Source organism: Tepidiphilus thermophilus, assembly GCF_001418245.1.
GTDB classification, from domain to species: domain Bacteria; phylum Pseudomonadota; class Gammaproteobacteria; order Burkholderiales; family Rhodocyclaceae; genus Tepidiphilus; species Tepidiphilus succinatimandens.
The window spans coordinates 42430-59490 of sequence record NZ_LIPU01000003.1; the positions used below are offsets into that span (position 1 = coordinate 42430).

Annotated in this window: 14 protein-coding genes; 4 read left to right on the plus strand and 10 right to left on the minus strand. The window is 67.2% G+C overall.

Annotation, left to right across the window (positions count from 1 at the left end; genetic code table 11):
* Positions 1-102 precede the first annotated feature (102 nt).
* The 3 genes from ASC37_RS03335 to ASC37_RS03345 all read left to right on the plus strand — a co-directional run bounded on the left by ASC37_RS03335 (position 103) and on the right by ASC37_RS03345 (position 2809).
* Positions 103-651, plus strand: coding sequence for a PAS domain-containing protein (locus tag ASC37_RS03335; protein ID WP_055423025.1), 549 nt, complete (start codon positions 103-105; stop codon positions 649-651).
* A complete protein-coding gene (locus ASC37_RS03340; RefSeq protein WP_072247909.1) occupies positions 638-2248 on the plus strand; it encodes a methyl-accepting chemotaxis protein in 1611 nt (536 codons plus the stop codon). The genes ASC37_RS03335 and ASC37_RS03340 overlap by 14 nt, the downstream gene beginning before the upstream one ends.
* A gap of 84 nt (positions 2249-2332) precedes the next feature.
* Positions 2333-2809: a c-type cytochrome gene (locus ASC37_RS03345; protein ID WP_055423026.1), complete on the plus strand. Its 477-nt coding sequence runs from the start codon at positions 2333-2335 to the stop codon at positions 2807-2809.
* A gap of 4 nt (positions 2810-2813) precedes the next feature.
* Here the strand turns inward: ASC37_RS03345 and ASC37_RS03350 are convergent, their stop codons facing one another.
* Both ASC37_RS03350 and uvrA read right to left on the minus strand, forming a co-directional pair.
* Positions 2814-3530 carry a cytochrome b/b6 domain-containing protein gene (locus ASC37_RS03350; RefSeq protein WP_055423027.1) on the minus strand — a complete coding sequence of 239 codons (717 nt, stop codon included), beginning with the start codon at positions 3528-3530 and terminating at the stop codon, positions 2814-2816.
* A gap of 33 nt (positions 3531-3563) precedes the next feature.
* A complete protein-coding gene (uvrA, locus tag ASC37_RS03355; protein ID WP_055423028.1) occupies positions 3564-9059 on the minus strand; it encodes an excinuclease ABC subunit UvrA in 5496 nt (1831 codons plus the stop codon).
* Positions 9060-9160: 101 nt separating this feature from the next.
* Here uvrA and ASC37_RS03360 point away from each other — a divergent pair, with 101 nt between their 5' ends.
* A complete protein-coding gene (locus ASC37_RS03360) occupies positions 9161-9727 on the plus strand; it encodes a TMEM165/GDT1 family protein (RefSeq protein ID WP_055423029.1) in 567 nt (188 codons plus the stop codon).
* Here the strand turns inward: ASC37_RS03360 and pstB are convergent, their stop codons facing one another.
* The 8 genes from pstB to ASC37_RS03400 all read right to left on the minus strand — a co-directional run bounded on the left by pstB (position 9728) and on the right by ASC37_RS03400 (position 17040).
* Entirely contained in the window at positions 9728-10522 is a 795-nt protein-coding gene (gene pstB / locus ASC37_RS03365) for a phosphate ABC transporter ATP-binding protein PstB (RefSeq protein WP_055423030.1), read from the minus strand.
* 31 nt (positions 10523-10553) lie between these two features.
* Positions 10554-11477: a phosphate ABC transporter permease PstA gene (gene pstA / locus ASC37_RS03370; protein ID WP_055423031.1), complete on the minus strand. Its 924-nt coding sequence runs from the start codon at positions 11475-11477 to the stop codon at positions 10554-10556.
* Position 11478: 1 nt separating this feature from the next.
* On the minus strand, positions 11479-12363 hold the full coding sequence (gene pstC, locus ASC37_RS03375; RefSeq protein ID WP_055423193.1) for a phosphate ABC transporter permease subunit PstC: 885 nt from the start codon (positions 12361-12363) through the stop codon (positions 11479-11481).
* A 152-nt stretch (positions 12364-12515) separates the two neighbouring features.
* Positions 12516-13517: a PstS family phosphate ABC transporter substrate-binding protein gene (locus ASC37_RS03380; protein WP_055423032.1), complete on the minus strand. Its 1002-nt coding sequence runs from the start codon at positions 13515-13517 to the stop codon at positions 12516-12518.
* A 116-nt stretch (positions 13518-13633) separates the two neighbouring features.
* Complete coding sequence (locus ASC37_RS03385; RefSeq protein WP_198288988.1) at positions 13634-14044, minus strand: DUF423 domain-containing protein; 411 nt, start codon at positions 14042-14044, stop codon at positions 13634-13636.
* Entirely contained in the window at positions 14041-14940 is a 900-nt protein-coding gene (gene yddG / locus ASC37_RS03390) for an aromatic amino acid exporter YddG (RefSeq protein WP_055423033.1), read from the minus strand. Before yddG ends, ASC37_RS03385 begins: the two co-directional genes overlap by 4 nt.
* A 76-nt stretch (positions 14941-15016) precedes the next feature.
* Positions 15017-15724, minus strand: a complete 708-nt coding sequence (gene bluB, locus ASC37_RS03395) for a 5,6-dimethylbenzimidazole synthase (RefSeq protein ID WP_055423034.1) — start codon at positions 15722-15724, stop codon at positions 15017-15019.
* A 17-nt stretch (positions 15725-15741) separates the two neighbouring features.
* Positions 15742-17040 (minus strand): cobyrinate a,c-diamide synthase, encoded by a 1299-nt coding sequence (locus ASC37_RS03400; protein ID WP_055423035.1) that lies wholly within the window; start codon positions 17038-17040, stop codon positions 15742-15744.
* Positions 17041-17061: the final 21 nt, after the last annotated feature.

Below are 17061 nucleotides of genomic sequence, written 5' to 3' on the forward strand. Positions count from 1 at the left end.
TAACGCAAGCGAAACCTTGAACATGCAGGAAAAAATCCTCCAGTTTTCCGTTCGATGGCCGATAATTTCTTGCTACGATGGTGCCACGAGGAGGAGCCTTCGATGAAACCGAAAATCACCCCGACGAACGTCGAAGTCCGTTTCTTGCCCGAGGAGATCATCGTCAGCAAGACCGACCTCAAAGGGCGCATCACTTACGCCAACCGCGTATTCATGCGGGTGGCCGACTATTCCGAGGACGATCTGCTGGGCGTGCAGCACAACATCGTGCGCCACCCCGACATGCCCAGAGGCGCCTTCAGGCATCTGTGGGACACGATCCAGCGCGGCGAGGAGTGGTTCGGTTTCGTCAAAAACATGACCGCCAAGGGGCACTACTACTGGGTGTTCGCCAACGTCACCGTCGATCGCTTCGGCGACGAAGTGCTGGGCTACTACTCGGTACGCCGCCAGGCCCCGCCGCAAGCGATCGAGGCGATCGCGCCGATCTACGCCGAGATGTTGCGCATCGAGCGCGAAGCCGGGCCGGCCAAGGCGTGCGAGGCCTCGCTCGCCTGGCTGACGCAGAAACTCGAGGCGCTCGGCACCACCTATGAAGCGCTGGTGCTCGAGCTCTTCTTCCAGGGGAGAAAAACCCATGTCGCCCGCTAAAAACGCGCCAGCCGCCGATTCCCGGGCGCTGCTCTTGCAGCCCACGAGCGAGGCGAGCCGCACCATCCCCTTCATCTGGCAGCGCGTACGGCTTGTGAGCCTCGCCTACGTCGCCCTGATCCTGGGGCTTGCCGGGCATTCGCTCTGGCACCACGGCCCAACCCTGCTCAATGTCGCTGCACCGCTGCTGGCGATCGCCTTCGCCTGGTACGCCTACCGCTGGATCACGCATCCGTTGAAGGCGCTCGCGCGCATGAGCGATGTGCTTTCCCAGGCCAAGCAGGGCTGTCTGAGCGTGCGCATCACCCGCACCAAGGGGCTGGGCGAGATCGGCAAGATCGCCTGGGAATTGAACGATCTGCTCGACGTGATGGAAGCCTACTTCAAGGACGTCAATACCTGCTTCGACCGTGCCGCCCGCGGCGACTTCCATCGGCACGCCTTCGTCGACGGCATGCCGGGCGAGATACGGCGCTCGATGGAGTCGATCAACCTGGCGCTTACCGCCATGGAACGGGCCACCGAGCTTGCGGCGAAGAACCGCCTCAACAGTGGCCTGCACCAGATCAACGTCGATAATCTCCTGCGCAACCTCTCCGGCAACCAGGCCGACCTTCTGGAGGTAAGCGGGCGCATGGACGAGATAGAGAAACTCGCCCTGCGCAATCAGCAAGGCGCATCGGAAAGCCTGACGACCGCACGCCAGCTTGCGCAAGCCCTTACCACGATCGATCACAACATGGCGTCGATGGCCGAGACCGCCGGTTCGCTCGAAGAGGCGAGCCAGTCGATCGGGCACACCGTGCAGATCATCGCCGAGATCACCGAGCAGACGAATCTGCTTGCCTTGAACGCTGCCATCGAAGCCGCGCGCGCCGGTGAAGTGGGGCGCGGCTTTGCCGTGGTGGCCGACGAGGTACGGAAACTGGCCGAACGCACGCGGGTCGCCACCGACGAGATCGGCGGCGTGGTGGACGCGCTACGGGCGCGGGTCGGAACGATGGTGCAGCAGACCCGTGCGATGAGCGAAGAAGCGAAGACCGTCAGCGACCAGGTCCAAGGATTCGAGCACCGCTTCGAGGCGGTCGCCCAATCGGCCGAAGCGACGATCTCGGCGCTGGAGCAGGCCAAAGACCTGGCCTTTGCCTCGCTGGTGAAGCTCGATCACATCATCTACATGCAGCGCGGCTACGTGGCGGCAGAGCGGGGCGGCGAAGGGGAAGAAGCTCGGGCAGTCGGTTCGGATCACACGCAATGCCGGCTGGGCAAATGGTACTACGAAGGGTATGGCAAGGAACATTTCTCCCGCATGCCCGCATACCGAACCCTGGAAGAGCCGCACCGCCGCGTCCACGCCGGCGTCCATGCCGCCATCGAAAAGGCGCGCAAGGACTGGCTGCACGATGCCAAGATACTGGATGCCATCATCGAGCACATGCGTGATGCCGAACAGGCAAGCCAGGAGGTCATCCGCCTCATCGGCGAGATGGTCAAGCAGAAATATGGTGATCAGGTCCCCGCCCCTGGCGCTGCCATAGCGGCACCCTCGGGCAGCCGAAGAGCGCGGGAGATGCGCCGGGGTTCCGGCAGAGGGTGACGGCGGGGGGAAGCCTCTTCTCCTCGCCATTTCCAGTGACATTGTCTATACTGAAGCGGCATTCTTTTACATAGGAGAAGCCCCATGAAGAAACTGCACCAGATCCTGCTCTTTGCCACCGCGATGGGGCTTGCCGGCGCCGCAGCCGCCCAGGCGCTCAAACCGGAAGAGAAAGTGAAGTACCGTCAGGCCGCCTACACCTTCATGGCCTGGAACATGGAGAAGATCAAGGCCCAGGCCGTCGACGGCAGCGCCCCCTTCGACCAGGCCCAGGTGGCGGCAGCCGCCAACGCCATCGCCGCCGCAGCCAATTCCGGCATGGGCGCGCTCTACAGCCCCGACACGGTGGGTGCCGTCGGTTTCCACAAGAGCCGGCTGAAGAAGGAATTCTTCGAGCAGCCCGACGAAGTGCGGCAGGTAGCGACCAACTTCGCCGAACAGGCGAACAAACTGGCCGAAGTGGCCGCCGCCGGCGACAAGGCGGCAATCGCCAAGCAGTTCGGCGAAGTGGGCAAGGCCTGCAAATCCTGCCACGACAAGTTCCGCATGAAAGAAGACTGAATCCTCACCAGTCCATTCCCGGCACCGGCGCCACCGGCGCGGGCGCCGGGATCCAGACGCCGCTCGCCAGATACACCACGGCAAGCGCCACCGCCACGGTGAGCGCGAGGCGCAGCGCGTAGGTCTTGTTCCCCCATTCCACCCGCGGCACGTCCTGCACACCCGGCGGCAGCCGGCGATAGCCGGTGACCATGGGGCGCACCAGATCGTCCTTTTTCACCACGGCATAGAAGACGATGGCGCCCACGTGCAGCAGCACGATCAGCCATAAGAGCGGCTCGAGCGCGCGGTGCCAGCCGGTGAGGCGGAGCTGCCAGTCGCCGTCGATGAGGGGCGCGAGCGGGCCGCGAAAGGAAATCTCGTCGTAGGTGAAAAGCCCCAGGAGCGCCTGCAGGCCGAAGAGTCCGAGGAGCGCCAGCACCGAAAGCGCTCCCAGAGGATTGTGCCCCACGCCATGCCATTGCCCACGCAGATAGGCAAGGATCTCGCGGGGGCCGCGCACGAAGGTGCAAAAGCGCGCCGTCTGCGGGCCGACGAAGCCCCACTGAAGCCGCCAGACGATGAGCCCCAGTACCGCCAGCCCGAAACCCTGGTGCCAACGCATGGCGTTGCCACCGATCTTGACCGAGACGACCGCCCCGACCACGCAGGCGACCAGCGACCAGTGAAAGAGCCGCAACGCCGGATCCCAGACGGGGATATCGCGGTTTTCATGTGCCATCGTCTTCTCCTCACTTGTACGGAATACGCTCGCTCACTTCAGTAAAGCATCTTTGCGACGGGCGAGCACGCGCTTGAGCGCTTCGCTCGTCGCCCCCGATCCCCGCCGGCGCAGGGATTCCACGGTTCCCTGATGGACCAGGCGCCCGCCCTCCTCGCCCCCGCCGGGGCCGAGATCGACGATCCAGTCGGCTTCGAGCCACACGTCCGGGTCGTGTTCGATGACCACCACCGTGTGACCGTTCTCCACCAGCCGGTGCAGCACGTGCAGCAGCTTTTCGATGTCGGCCAGATGCAGGCCGACGGTGGGCTCGTCGAGCAGATAGAGGGTGGGCGTGTGGGCCGGGCGCGAGAGCTCGGCGACGAGCTTGAGCCGCTGCGCTTCGCCCCCGGAGAGGGTCGGGCTGGGTTGCCCCAGACGCAGGTAGCCCAGTCCCACTTCCTCCATCCAGCGCAGGGGCCGCGCGATCGCCGGGTGGGCGGCGAAGAATTCCGCCGCCTGCGCTACCGTCATCGCCAGCACGTCGGCGATGGAGGCGCCGCGCCAGCGCACCTGCAGGGTCTCGGCGCGGTAGCGGCTGCCGCCGCAGGCTTCGCACGGTTCGCGCACGTCGGGCAGGAAGGCCATTTCCACCGTGATCATGCCTTGCCCCTCGCACACCGGGCAGCGTCCTTCCCCCGTGTTGAAAGAGAACCAGGCCGGGGCCCAGCCGCGGGTACGGGCTTCCTGGGTTTCGGCGAAGAGGCGGCGGATGGGATCGAACACCTTGAGGTAGGTGGCCGGGCAGGAACGGGGGGTCTTGCCGATGGGTGTCTGGTCGACTTCGAGGAGCCGTGTGAGCGCCTCGCCGCCTTCGAGGCGTTCGCAGCCGACGGGTCGGCCTTGGCGCAGGCTCTGGGCAAGCACCTCGCGCACCAGGGTCGATTTGCCCGAACCGGACACGCCGGTGACCACCGTGAGGCGCGCGAGCGGCAGACGCACATCGATGCCCTGCAGGTTGTGGTGCCATGCGCCACGCACCCACAGGCTCGCCGTGTCGTCGACGACGGGCCGCGGCGGTGCGAGCCGGTGCGCGATGGGGGTACGCAGCATCTTGCCGGTGAGCGAGCGCGGCGAGGCGAGAATGACCGGCAGCGGCCCTTGCGCCACCACCTCGCCACCGTGCTCGCCCGCGCCGGGGCCGAGGTCGATCACCTCGTCGGCGCTGCGGATCATCGCCTCGTCGTGTTCGACCACCAGCACGGTGTTGCCGCGGCGCTGCAGCCGGCGCAGCAGGGCGATGAGGCGTTCGTCGTCGCGCGGGTGCAGGCCGATGGTGGGTTCGTCGAGCACGTAGCACACGCCGCGCAGGGTCGAGCCGAGCTGGGCGGCGAGCCGGATGCGCTGCGCTTCGCCCCCCGAGAGCGTGGGCGCGGCGCGCTCCAGCGTGAGATAGCCCAGCCCCGCTTCGCACAGGAAGGCGAGGCGCTGCGCGATCTGCGGCAACACTTCGGCGGCGATGCGCCGGCTGCGTTCGTCCCACTGCGCGGCGGCTTCGTCGAACCACGGCCCCAGGCGCGCGAGCGGCAGGCGCGCGAGCTGCGGCAGCGTCATCCCCTGCAGTCGCACAGCGCGGGCGTCGGCGTTGAGCCGGCTGCCGTCGCACTCTGGGCAGGGCTGGGCGGTGACGAGGCGTCCCTCGACCTCGCGCTCGGCCTCGAGCGCCTGCGGCCGGCCATCGCGCAGCGCCGCGCCTTCGCCCAGCAGTTTCCGGCCGGTGCCGAGGCAGGCCGGACACCAACCCAGGGGCGAATGCTGCGAGAAGAGGCGCGGATCGAGCGGCGGAGCGCCCTTGCCGCAGGAGGGGCAGACGTGAGCACCGGCGAAGAGGTGCCAGCGACCGAGCCCGTCGCGCACTTTCACCCCTTCGCCCACCTCCAGCGCCTGCTGCACGGCCCGCTGCAAGGCAGCATCGGCGGATGCGAGCCGCTCGATCGGCAGATCGATGTCGTGCTCACGGTAGCGGTCGATCTTGGGCCAGGGGTCGGTGGGAACCTCCTCGCCGTCGACGAGCAGCGTCGCCACGCCGCGTCGTGCCGCCCAGGCGGCCAGTTCCTTGTAGATCCCCTTGCGGCGGCGCACGAGCGGGGCGTAGAGGGAAAGCGGCGAAGGCAGCGTCGCCAGGCGCTGCGCCAGGGAGGCGGCAGCGAGCGGTTCGAGCGGCACGCCGCACTCGGGGCAATAGGGGGTGCCGAGGCGGGCGTAGAGGAGCCGCAGGAAGGGGGCGATTTCGGTGAGCGTACCCACCGTGCTCTTGTAGCCGCCGCGGCTGGTGCGCTGTTCGATGGCCACGGTGGGCGACAGGCCGAGGATGCGGCCCACCGCGGGCGGCGGGGGCGGCTGTACGAACTGGCGCGCGTAGGCATCGAGCGCCGTGAGGTAGCGCCGCTGCCCTTCGGCGAAGACGATGTCGAAGGCGAGCGTCGATTTGCCCGAGCCGGACACGCCGGTGACCACGGTGAGCCGCTCGCGCGCGATCGTCACGTCGAGGTGCTTGAGGTTGTGCTCGTGCGCATCGACGATCTCGATGCCGCGCTGCGGCGCGGGGCCGTACAACGGAGTCGGTTCGGCGGCAAGCGGCAGGGCCGGCGCGGCGAAGACGAAGGTGCGCTCGCGCAGCGCCCGGCCGGTGGCGGTATCGGCCGCGGCGAGCATGGAGGGCGGCCCTGCATGGACGATCCGGCCGCCGCCTTCGCCGCCTTCTGGGCCCAGTTCGATCACCCAGTCGGCGGCGGCGATCACGTCGAGGTGGTGCTCGACCACCACCACCGCCTCGCCCTGTTCGGTCAGATCCTCGAGCACGCGCAGCAGGCGCGCGACTTCGTGCTGGTGCAACCCCGTCGTGGGCTCGTCGAGCACGTAGAGGGTCTTGCCCGCGCCGCGGCGTTCGGCAAGCCGCGCGGCAAGCTTGAGGCGCTGGGCTTCGCCGCCGGAGAGCGTGGGCGTGGGCTGGCCCAGGCGCAGGTAGCCCAGCCCGAGCGCGACGAGCGGCTGCAGGTGCGCCGCAGCCGCCTTGCCCTGCGGCAGGCGGGAGAGGAGCGCCAGGGCCTCGTCCACCGTGAGCTCCAGCCAGTCGGCGGCGTTCTTGCCGGCCAGCCGCACGCGCAGCACTTCGGGGCGGAAGCGCCGGCCGTCGCACACCGGGCAGCGCAGATAGACATCGGCGAGAAACTGCATCTCCACGTGCTCGAAGCCCGAGCCGCCGCAGGCGGGGCAGCGCCCTTCACCGGCGTTGAAGCTGAAGCTGCCGGCGGTAAAGCCGTGGGCGGCGGCCTCGGGCTGGGCGGCGAAGAGCCGGCGCAGCGCGTCCCAGGCCCCGGTCACCGTCACCGGCATGGAGCGCGCGCTCTTGGCAAGCGGCGTCTGGTCGATCCAGACGAGATCGGCGAGCATCTGCGCCCCTTCGAGCGCATCGTACGGCCCCGGCGCCTCGGCCTCGAGCCCCAGCGCCCGCGACACGGAGGGCACGAGCACGTTCTCGACCAGGGTGGACTTGCCCGAACCGGACACGCCGGCGATCACCGTCAGTCCCGACAGGGGCAACGCCAGGTCGATCCCTTTGAGGTTGTGTTCGCGCGCGCCGCGCAGGTGCAGCCAAGGCCCGTCGCGCACTTCGCGCGCGGCGCGTTCCGCCTGCACCCGCAGCCGGCCGCTGAGATAGGCGCCAGTGAGAGAGGCTGGATGCGCCGCGATGGCCGCCGGCGGCCCTTCGGCCACCAGCTGCCCGCCTTGCGCCCCCGCCCCCGGTCCGAGGTCGATCACCCAGTCGGCGGCGGCGATCACCTGCGGGTCGTGCTCGATCAGCACCACGGTGTTGCCCAGATCCACCAGCCGGCGGATCGCGCCGATGAGCCGCGCCACGTCGCGCGCGTGCAGCCCGGCGGTGGGCTCTTCCAGCACGAAGAGCGTCTCCACGAGCGAGGTGCCCAGCGCCGTGGTGAGGTGGATGCGCTGCAGCTCCCCGCCTGAGAGGGTGCGCGAGGCGCGATCGAGGGTGAGGTAGCCCAGCCCCACTTCGCACAGATAGCCCAGGCGGGTCGCGATTTCCTCGAGCACCTGCCGCAGGGTCTTGCCCTGGATGCCGGCGGCGCAGCGGTGCACGAAAGCGGCCGCCTCCTCCACCGGCAAGGCGAAGAGCTCGGGCAGGCTGTGACCGGGAAGACGTCCAGGTGGCGGCGTCTCGTCCGGGGCAACCAGACGCCAGGCGAGCGCCTCGGGCTTGAGGCGCGTGCCGTGGCAGTCGGGGCAGACGGTATAGCTGCGGTAGCGCGACAGCAGCACCCGCACGTGCATCTTGTAGGCCTTGGATTCGAGCCATTCGAAGTAACGGCGCACGCCGTACCAGTGCTGCGGCCAGCTCGTCTCCCAGTCGACCCAGTCGGGGTCGCCTTCGAGCACCCAACGTTGCTCCGCCTCGCTCAACTCGCACCAAGGCACGTCCAGGCGCACTCCGGCGGCCGGGGCGAGCATCTCCAGTTCCTGCTGGCATTGGGCCGAGAAGCCCCCTTGCCAGGGTCGGATCGCCCCCCGGCGCAGGGACAGCGAGGGATCCGGGATCACCTTGTCCCAGTCGATGCCGATCACCCGTCCGAAGCCGCGGCAGGTCGGGCAGGCGCCCACCGGGGAATTGAAGGAAAAGAGCCCCGGCGAAGGGTCGGAAAAGGACAAATCGCAGCCGCCGCAGTAGCGCTCGCGCCGGTATTCGCGCGCGGGCAGCCGCTCGCAGGCAGGAGGCTCGCCCGTCTCCGGCGGCTCGCCCAAGCGCGCCCTGAGTTCGTCCCAGTCGGCCACCGCCAGGCGTCCCTGCCCTTGGGCGAAAGCCGCCTCCAGCGCTTCGGCAAGCCGCCGTTCCTCGGCCGTTTCGCGGCGGAAGCGATCCTGCACCACCCACCACCACCAGCGCCCCTCACCGGCGGGCGTGCGGGCGACGATGCGAGAATAACCCTGGGCGGCGAGCCCTGCGCGCACCGTCTCGGCGGGTAGCCGCTCGGGCACCGGCACGGGGTAGAGCACGGCGAGCCGCGCGGCCGGGGCAAAACGCCGCGCCAAGTCGGCGGCCACCGTCTCCGGCGTGTGCGGCACGATCTCCTCGCCGCAACCGGGGCAGAAGAGCCGCGCGGCACGGGCGTAGAGCCATTTGGCGTGATCGGCGATCTCGGTGAGCGTCCCCACCGTCGAGCGCGAGGTGCGCACGTGGGTGCCGCCCTCGATGGCGATCGCCGGCAGCACCCCTTCGATCTCGTCGACTTCGGGTGCATCGAGCCGCTCGAAGAACTGGCGTGCGTAGGGGGAAAAGGTCTCGACGTAGCGGCGTTGCCCCTCGGCGTAGAGCGTCTCGATCACGAGCGAGGATTTCCCCGCCCCCGAGACGCCGGTCACGGCGATGAAGCGCCCCGTGGGTAGCTCGACGTCGAGGTTCTTCAGGTTGTGCTGGCGCGCGCCGCGGATGCGGATACAGGAGGCGGTCGATCTTCCCTCGTCTTCGTGCATGGTTTCCCGTTCATCCCGGCCGGCGAACCCGCCGGCGAACTTTAGGATCATAGCAAGTGCGCCGCTATAATGCGACTCACCCCGTCACTGACTACCAGCCGATGGAAGCCTTTCTCACCGCCACCGGGCTCGTCGCCCTCGCCGAAGTCGGCGACAAGACGCAGCTCCTCTCGCTCGTGCTCGCCGGGCGTTACCGTGCGCCGTGGACGATCTGTGCGGCGATTTTCTTTGCCACGCTCGTCAATCACGCCGGCGCCGCAGCGCTGGGGGCGGCGGTGACGCAGTGGCTCGGACCGGACGTGCTGCGCGCGGTGGTCGCGATCTCTTTCGTCGCGCTGGGGCTGTGGCTGCTGGTACCGGATACGATCGATGAAGACGAGACGAAGACGCGTCCGGCGGTAACGCGCACCCGCATCTTCACGATCGTGTCTTCCGCTTTCTTCCTTGCCGAGATGGGAGACAAGACGCAGATCGCCACGGTGGCGCTCGCCGCGCACTATTCGCCCTACGCGGCGGTGGTGGCGGGAACCACGGTGGGGATGATGCTCGCCAACGCCCCGGTCGTGTGGTTCGGCGAGCGCCTCACCCGCCGCCTGCCGGCCAAGATACTCCACGTCGCCGCGGCGCTCGCCTTCGTCCTGCTGGGGATCGCGGCCTGGTGGTGGTGATCAGCCGAAGCGCCCGGTGATGTAATCCTCGGTCTGTTTCTTGCGCGGGCGCACGAAGAGCTCGTCGGTGCGACCGAACTCGACGAGCTCGCCCAGGTACATGAAGGCGGTATAGTCCGAGATGCGCGCCGCCTGCTGCATGTTGTGGGTGACGATGAGGATGGTCACCTTTTCCTTGATCTCGGCGATGAGCTCCTCGATGCTCGCCGTGGCGATGGGGTCGAGCGCCGAGGTGGGTTCGTCGAAGAGGATGATCTCCGGATCGGCCGCCAGCGCCCGGGCGATGCACAGCCGCTGCTGCTGCCCCCCCGAGAGGTTGAAGGCCAGGTCGTCGAGCCGGTCTTTCACCTCCTCCCACAGCGCCGCTCCGCGCAGCGCCTCCTCGACCTTTTCCTCCAGCACCGAGCGGCGCTTCTCGCCGCGCACCATCAGACCGTAGGCCACGTTCTCGAAGATCGTCTTGGGGAAAGGGTTGGGTTTCTGGAACACCATGGAGATGCGCATGCGGATCTCGATGGGGTCGACCGCGGGCGAGACGAGATTGACGTCGTCGGGATAGAGGCGGATCTCGCCTTCGTAGCGGTTGCCGGGATAGAGGTCGTGCATGCGGTTGAAGCTGCGCAGCAGGGTCGACTTGCCGCAGCCCGAAGGGCCGATGAGGGCCGTGACCATGCGCTCGGCCACCGGCAGATCGACGTTCTTCAGCGCGTGGTTGTCGCCATAGTAGAAATTGAACTTGCGCGTCTCGGCCTTGAGCGGTTCGGAGACGATCGTCGCGTTGTTCTGTTCGCTCATGCGCAGATTCCCAGGAAAAGAATGGAGAGGCTCACCATTTCAGCTTGGCGCGGATACGCGAGCGCAGCCAGATGGCGATGCCGTTCATCGCGAGCGTGGCCACGATGATGACGATGCCGGTGGCCGCCGCATTGACGTGGAAGGCGCTCTGCGGGCGCGACAGCCAGTTGAACATCTGGATGGGCAGCACGGTGAAGGGCGAGAAGAGCCAATCGAAAGGTCCAGCCGGCGGATCGCCGCTGAAAGGGATCGGGGGCAGGAAGGCGATGAAGGTGAGCGCGCCGATGGTGATCACCGGCGCGGTCTCGCCGATGGCGCGCGACAAGCCGATGATCACGCCGGTGTAGATGCCGCCCGAGGCGTAGGGGATGAGGTGATCGCTCACCACCTGCCAGCGCGTCGCCCCCAGCGCGTAGGCCGCCTCGCGGATGGCCACCGGAATGGCGCGCAGCGCCTCGCGGGTGGCCACGATGATGATGGGCAGGATCATGAGCCCGAGCGTGAGCCCCGCCGTCAGGATGCTGTGCCCGAAGCCGAGGATATAGACGAACAAGCCCAGGGCGAGCAGGCCGTAGATGATGGAGGGCACCGCCGCGAGGTTGGTCACGTTGATCTCGATGAGCTCGGTGATCCAGTTCTTCGGCGCGTATTCCTCCAGATAGATGGCCGCAGCCACGCCCAGCGGCACGGCGGTGAAGGCAGTAACGATCATCACCAGCGCCGAGCCCACCCAGGCCGAGAGAATGCCGGCCTCTTCCGGGCGGCGCGACGGGAAATTCAGGAAGAAATCGGGGTTGAGCCGCTGCCAGCCGTCGATCACCAGGTCGACGAAGAGGAGCATGAGGATGAGCACCCCCACGGCCGTGGCCAGCAAGCCGATGGTCCCGATGATCAGATCCCAGCGCTGGTTCCTGGCGATGACGCCGCGCAGCTCCATGCTTTCCTTACTCGCCATGTCAATACACCTCGCGAATGCGCCGGCGCAGCATCTGGCCGATCAGGTTGAACACCAAGGTGATCACCACGAGCACCAGGCCCACGGCGAAGATGCTCTGATAGCCGATGGAGCCGTGCGGCAAGTCGCCCATGGCCACCTGCACGATGTAGGCGGTGATGGTGGCGGCCGGCTCACGCGGGTCGAAGGTGAAGTTTGGCTGCTGACCGGCGGCGATGGCCACGATCATCGTCTCGCCCACGGCGCGCGAGATCCCCAGCACGAAGGCGGCCATCACGCCGGAAAAGGAAGCCGGCAGCACCACCCACATCGCCGTCTGGAAGCGCGTCGCTCCCATGGCGTAAGAGCCTTCGCGCAGCGCCATCGGCACGGCGCGCATGGCGTCCTCGGCGACCGAGGCGACGTAGGGTACGATCATCAGCCCCATCACCAAGCCGGCGCTGAGCATGTTGAATCCGGGCAAGCCGGGAATGATCTTCTGCAGCAAGGGGGTGACGAAGAGTAGCGCGAAGTAGCCATAGACGATGGTCGGCACGCCGGCGAGCAGCTCGAGGAAGGGCTTGAGCACCTCGGCCAGTTTCGGCGGGGCGAACTCGGAGAGGTACATCGCGATGAGAAAGCCGAGCGGGCCGGCCACGACGAAAGCGATGAACGAAGTCACCACCGTGCCGACGAGCAGCGGCAGCATGCCGTAGGAAGCACGCTCGAAGAGCGGCGTCCATTCGGTGCCGGTGAGAAACTCGACGAGGGAGACGTGGGCGAAAAAAGTCGAGGCCTCATAGAGCAGGATGGCGACGATGGCCACCGTCACCGCCACGGCGCAGAAGGCCGCCACGAAGAGGATCGCCTCGATGACGCGTTCCTTGCCGTTGCGCACGTGGCGCATCGTGCGGATGCGGTCGAGGTAAAGGGAGGAAGGACTGCCACCCGTTTCGGTCGCCGTCATTGCGTCGCTCATGGTGTGCCTGACCGTAAGATGAGGCAAATGATGAAAAATGCCATCGACGCCTGATCGCGCCGATGGCCCGGTGGTGAAACTTACAGTTTGCCTTCACGTTCCAGCAATTCTTCGACCTTCACGCCAACGTCGGGCTCGCCGCCGAAGGCCGTGCCTTTCTTCATCGCCTTGAAGTTTCTCAGGGCCATCTCGTAGGCCTTGGCGGGCAGATCGACGTAGCCCACTTCTTTGGACAGTTTCGCCGCATTTTGCAGATAGAACTCGACGAACTCGCGCACTTCCGGTTTTTCCTGCGCCGCTTTCGCGTTCACATAGATGAAGATCGGGCGCGACAGCGGCTGATAGGTACCGTTGTTCACCGTCTCCACGCTAGGCGCCACGGCCGGGGAGTTCTCGTCCTTCTTGATCTTGACGGCCTTGACCTTGTCCTTGTTTTCCGTGTAGTAGGCCAGGCCGAAGTAACCCAACGCCCCCACGTCGCGGCTGACGAACTGTACGATCACGTTGTCGTCTTCGGAGGCCATGTAATCGCCGCGGCTCGACTTCGATTTGCCGACGACGGCTTCGGTGAAGTAGTCGAACGTGCCGGAATCGGCGCCGGGACCGGCAAGCTTGAGGGGACGATCGGGGAAACGCTCGGAAACCTTCTTCCAGTTGTCCACCACGCCCTGGGCGGCCGGCTCCCACATCTTCTTGAGCTCGGCCACCGTCATCTCCTCGGCCCAGTCGTTCTTCGGGTTGATCACCACGGTGAGGGCATCATAGGCCACCGGCAGCTCGATGTATTCGATGCCGGTCTGGCGGCACGCCTCCATCTCCTGCTTGAGGATCGGCCGCGAGGCATCGGAGATGTCCGTCTCGCCGCGGCAGAATTTCTTGAACCCGCCGCCGGTGCCGGAGATCCCCACCGTGACTTTCACGGTCCCTTTCTTCAGCTTTTGATATTCCTCGGCCACGGCCTCGGTGATCGGATAGACCGTGCTCGAACCGTCGATTGCAACGATCTTATGCTGCGCCTGGGCCGTACCGATGAGACCAGCGAGCGCCAGCGCCCCAAGCCAGATGCGTTTGTTCGATTCCATGGATCGACTCCTTGTGCGAAAAAGGGTTTTGCAGGAACGATCGTCCCGACCCCCGCAAGTCTAGAGCGCAATTGTTACAGGTCCGTGAAATTTTAACGCCATCAAAGGCCAGATGCTCATCGAGACCCCTCTTCCGTCGAGGAAATGGCACGCCAGACCCCGACGCCGAACGCCGCCCAGCCGGCAAGCAGCATCGTCCCGCCCAGCGGCGTCACCCACACGAGCGGCAGCCATTGGGTGAGGGCATAGCCGTAGAGACTGCCGCAAAAAGCGAACACCCCGCCCGTCCACAGCCCCGCCGCCAGCCTCAGGGCGCGGCTGTTCCAGCCCACGGCCCCCAGCACCCCCAGAGCCAAGAGCGCCAGCGCATGGACGAACTGGTAGAACACCGCCGTCTGCACGTTCTCGTAGAGCGCGGCGGCAAGATGCGGCCGCAGCACGTGCGCGCCGAACGCTCCCAAGGCCACTCCCAGGAAGCCGAAGCACGCCGCGGCAAGCAAGGGAAAAAGCACAGGCATCCGTTTCATCTACTTTTCTCCTCTGACTGACCGTCGACGCGTGACTGGCGCGCCCAGCCCGCCACCAGCGAGCCGCCCACGATCGCCAGTGCCGCGGCCGCGAGTCGTGCGCTGGGCTCGGCCAAACCCAGAATCATCAGCAAGAGCACGGAGATGAGCGGAGCGGCGTAAGAGAGCACCCCAAGGAGCGCGATGTCCCCGTGCTTGACGCCATGATCCCAGGTGAAGAACGCCACTCCCACCGGACCCAGCCCCAGGGCGAGCAGCGCGAACCAGCCCACCACCCCATCGGGCCATACCGTCGGCTCCCAAGCGAAGTGCACCATCCAGGCAAGCAGCGCCGTTGCCGCGCAGAACCACCCGACCGCCTCGCTCGGCACGCGCGGCAAGAGGCGCGAGAGCACGGAATAGGCCGACCAGATAACGGCACAGGCGAGGGCGAGCAGATAGCCACTCAGGTGCGCGGGCGCGAACCCCGTTTTTCCTCCGAGCAATACCCACACGCCCCCGAGCGCCAGCGCCGCGCCGACGAGGTGGCGCAGCCGCAGGCGCTCGCCCGGCAGCAAGGCAGCAAAGAGCACGATCAACAGCGGCCACAGATAGGCGATGAGGCTCACCTCCACCGCCGGCGCCCGCTGCATGGCGGCGAAATAGCAGGCGTGGTAGCCGAAGAGCCCGCCCACTCCCAGCAGCCAAGCCGCCAGCGGCTGGCGCGCCTGGGCAAGGCCCCAGTGCCCCTGCAGACGCCAGCGCAACAGCATGAGGGCGAACGCCAGGGTGAAGCTGGTGGCGAGCAGCTGGAACGGCGGGATGCGCCCGCCGGTGAGCGCCGTGAGCGGCGCGAGCGTCCCCCACAGGGCGATGGCGCTCGTCCCGATGAGGGTGGCGCGGACGACAGGCTGCATGGTTTCCCCAACCGAACGAAAAGCGCCAAGATTGTAACCGGGCATGCCGTGAAGCACTGCGGCCAGGAGGAACGCCTCAGCGGGAAGATGCGAGGCCTCGATCTTCTTCCCAGCCAGGCACGCCAAGCGGCCAAAAATTCTCGGCGAATACTTCGGCAGGTGGGCGTCGGCTGGCCCAATGTGCTTCTTCCAGCATCGGCCGCGGATAGAACGTTTCCACATGGCCCAGGCACAAAACGGCCAAGGGCTTGGCCCCCTCTGGCATCCGCAGCAAGTCGGCCAAACGCTGCGGGTCGAACAGCGACACCCAGCCCATGCCGAGTCCTTCGGCGCGGGCGGCAAGCCATAGATTCTGGATTGCACAGGCCAGCGAAGCCACGTCCATCTCCGGCAGGGTTCGCCGCCCGAATACATGCCGCTCCCGCCCCGGAGCAAGGGCGACGACGAAGAGCTCGGCAGCTTCGAGGATCCCTTCCACCTTGAGGCGCAGAAATTCCTCACCCCGCTCGCCCAGGGCCCGGGCCGTCGCTTGGCGCTCTTCCTCGACCAGGCAATGGATCGCCTGCCGCAAAGCACGGTCGGTGATGCGAAGAAAACGCCAAGGCTGCATGTAGCCCACGCTGGGGGCCTGATGCGCCGCCCACAATAGACGCTGCAGTACTTCCGGATCGACCGGATCGGGCAGGAAATGGCGCATGTCGCGGCGTTCGGCAATGGCGCGATACACCGCCTCGCACTCCACCTCGGAAAAACGATGGGGAGAAGGGGGCAAAGAAAGGGTCATGTCTCCGTGCACTCCGTTCAGCCGTTCATCGACCCCAACAGCGCCGCCACCGCCGCCGGGTTCGACGGAAAATAGAAATGCATGTAGCTCGCCGTGAGCCGGCCGCGGCGGTAGATCGCCTCGCCCCCCGCGCCGCGGGTCTTGCGCGCGAAGACCAGCGGCGGGAGTTCCGTCTCGAAAGTGGAATAGTGGAAGGTGTGACCGGTGAGGCGCCCCTCGGGCAGTTCCGCTTCCAGCACGCCAAGGCCGGCGAGCCTCGATTGCATGCACGCCTGGCCCGGCAGAAGCCCGAACATCGGCCAGGATCGGCCCGCGGCATCGACGAGGGTCTCGGCGCAGGCGATCATACCGCCGCACTCGGCGAGCAGCGCCTTGCCCGCCTGCACGTGTGCGGCGAGTGCGGCAGCCATCGGGCGGTTGGCAGCGATCGCCGCCGCGTGCAGCTCGGGATAGCCGCCGGGCAGCCATACGGCATCGCACGGCGGCAAGGCGGCGTCCGCGAGCGGGGAAAAGAAGGCCGTGCGCGCCCCGAGCGCGTGTAGGGTCTCGAGGTTGGCCGGATAGAGAAAGCAGAAAGCCGCGTCGCGCGCCACCGCCACCGTCTTGCCGGAAAGAAGCGGCGGCAGGGGCGAGGGCGTATCCGCCGGGAGAAAAGTGACGGGCGGCGGTAGCTCCGCGGCCTCGGTCTGGCCGATGGCCTCGGCCATGCGCTCGAGTCGAGCTTCCAGGTCGGCGATCTCGGCCGCGGGCAGCAATCCCAGATGGCGCTCGGGCAGCGCGATGGCCTCGTCGCGCGGCAGGTGCCCCGCCCAGGCGATGTCCTCGGGCAGCGTGTCGCGGCACAGCCGCGCGTGCATGGCGCTGCCGGTGCGGTTGGCGAGCACGTGGGTGATCGGCGCGCCCTCGCGGTAGTGCTTCAATCCCCAGGCCACGGCGCCGAAACTGCCGGCCATGGCGCTCGCGTCGATGACGAGCAGGATGGGAAGATGCAGGCGGCGCGCGAGTTCGGCGGCGCTGGGTTCGCCGTCGTGCAGCCCCATCACGCCCTCGACGAGGATGAGGTCGGCTTGCCGCGCCGCACGCGCCAGGCGCCAGCGGGCGTCTTCTTCGCCAGCCATGCGAAAGTCGATCGTCTCGCAGGGCGCGCCCGACGCGAGTTCGTGGATCTGCGGATCGAGGAAATCCGGCCCGCACTTGAAGACGCGCACCCGCCGCCCCTGGCGCGTGTGCCAGCGTGCGAGCGCCGCCACCACCGTGGTCTTGCCGTGGCCGGAAGCCGGAGCGGCGACGAGCCAGGCGGGGCAGGTCAATTCCATGATGCCCCCAAGTAACCTTTG

Coding starts and splice junctions, on each gene's coding strand:
- ASC37_RS03335 (WP_055423025.1), top strand. CDS start 103: ATGAAACCGAAAATCACCCCGACGAACGTCGAAGTCCGTTTCTTGCCC.
- ASC37_RS03340 (WP_072247909.1), top strand. CDS start 638: ATGTCGCCCGCTAAAAACGCGCCAGCCGCCGATTCCCGGGCGCTGCTC.
- ASC37_RS03345 (WP_055423026.1), top strand. CDS start 2,333: ATGAAGAAACTGCACCAGATCCTGCTCTTTGCCACCGCGATGGGGCTT.
- ASC37_RS03350 (WP_055423027.1), bottom strand. CDS start 3,530: ATGGCACATGAAAACCGCGATATCCCCGTCTGGGATCCGGCGTTGCGG.
- uvrA (WP_055423028.1), bottom strand. CDS start 9,059: ATGCACGAAGACGAGGGAAGATCGACCGCCTCCTGTATCCGCATCCGC.
- ASC37_RS03360 (WP_055423029.1), top strand. CDS start 9,161: ATGGAAGCCTTTCTCACCGCCACCGGGCTCGTCGCCCTCGCCGAAGTC.
- pstB (WP_055423030.1), bottom strand. CDS start 10,522: ATGAGCGAACAGAACAACGCGACGATCGTCTCCGAACCGCTCAAGGCC.
- pstA (WP_055423031.1), bottom strand. CDS start 11,477: ATGGCGAGTAAGGAAAGCATGGAGCTGCGCGGCGTCATCGCCAGGAAC.
- pstC (WP_055423193.1), bottom strand. CDS start 12,363: ATGCGCCACGTGCGCAACGGCAAGGAACGCGTCATCGAGGCGATCCTC.
- ASC37_RS03380 (WP_055423032.1), bottom strand. CDS start 13,517: ATGGAATCGAACAAACGCATCTGGCTTGGGGCGCTGGCGCTCGCTGGT.
- ASC37_RS03385 (WP_198288988.1), bottom strand. CDS start 14,044: ATGAAACGGATGCCTGTGCTTTTTCCCTTGCTTGCCGCGGCGTGCTTC.
- yddG (WP_055423033.1), bottom strand. CDS start 14,940: ATGCAGCCTGTCGTCCGCGCCACCCTCATCGGGACGAGCGCCATCGCC.
- bluB (WP_055423034.1), bottom strand. CDS start 15,724: ATGACCCTTTCTTTGCCCCCTTCTCCCCATCGTTTTTCCGAGGTGGAG.
- ASC37_RS03400 (WP_055423035.1), bottom strand. CDS start 17,040: ATGGAATTGACCTGCCCCGCCTGGCTCGTCGCCGCTCCGGCTTCCGGC.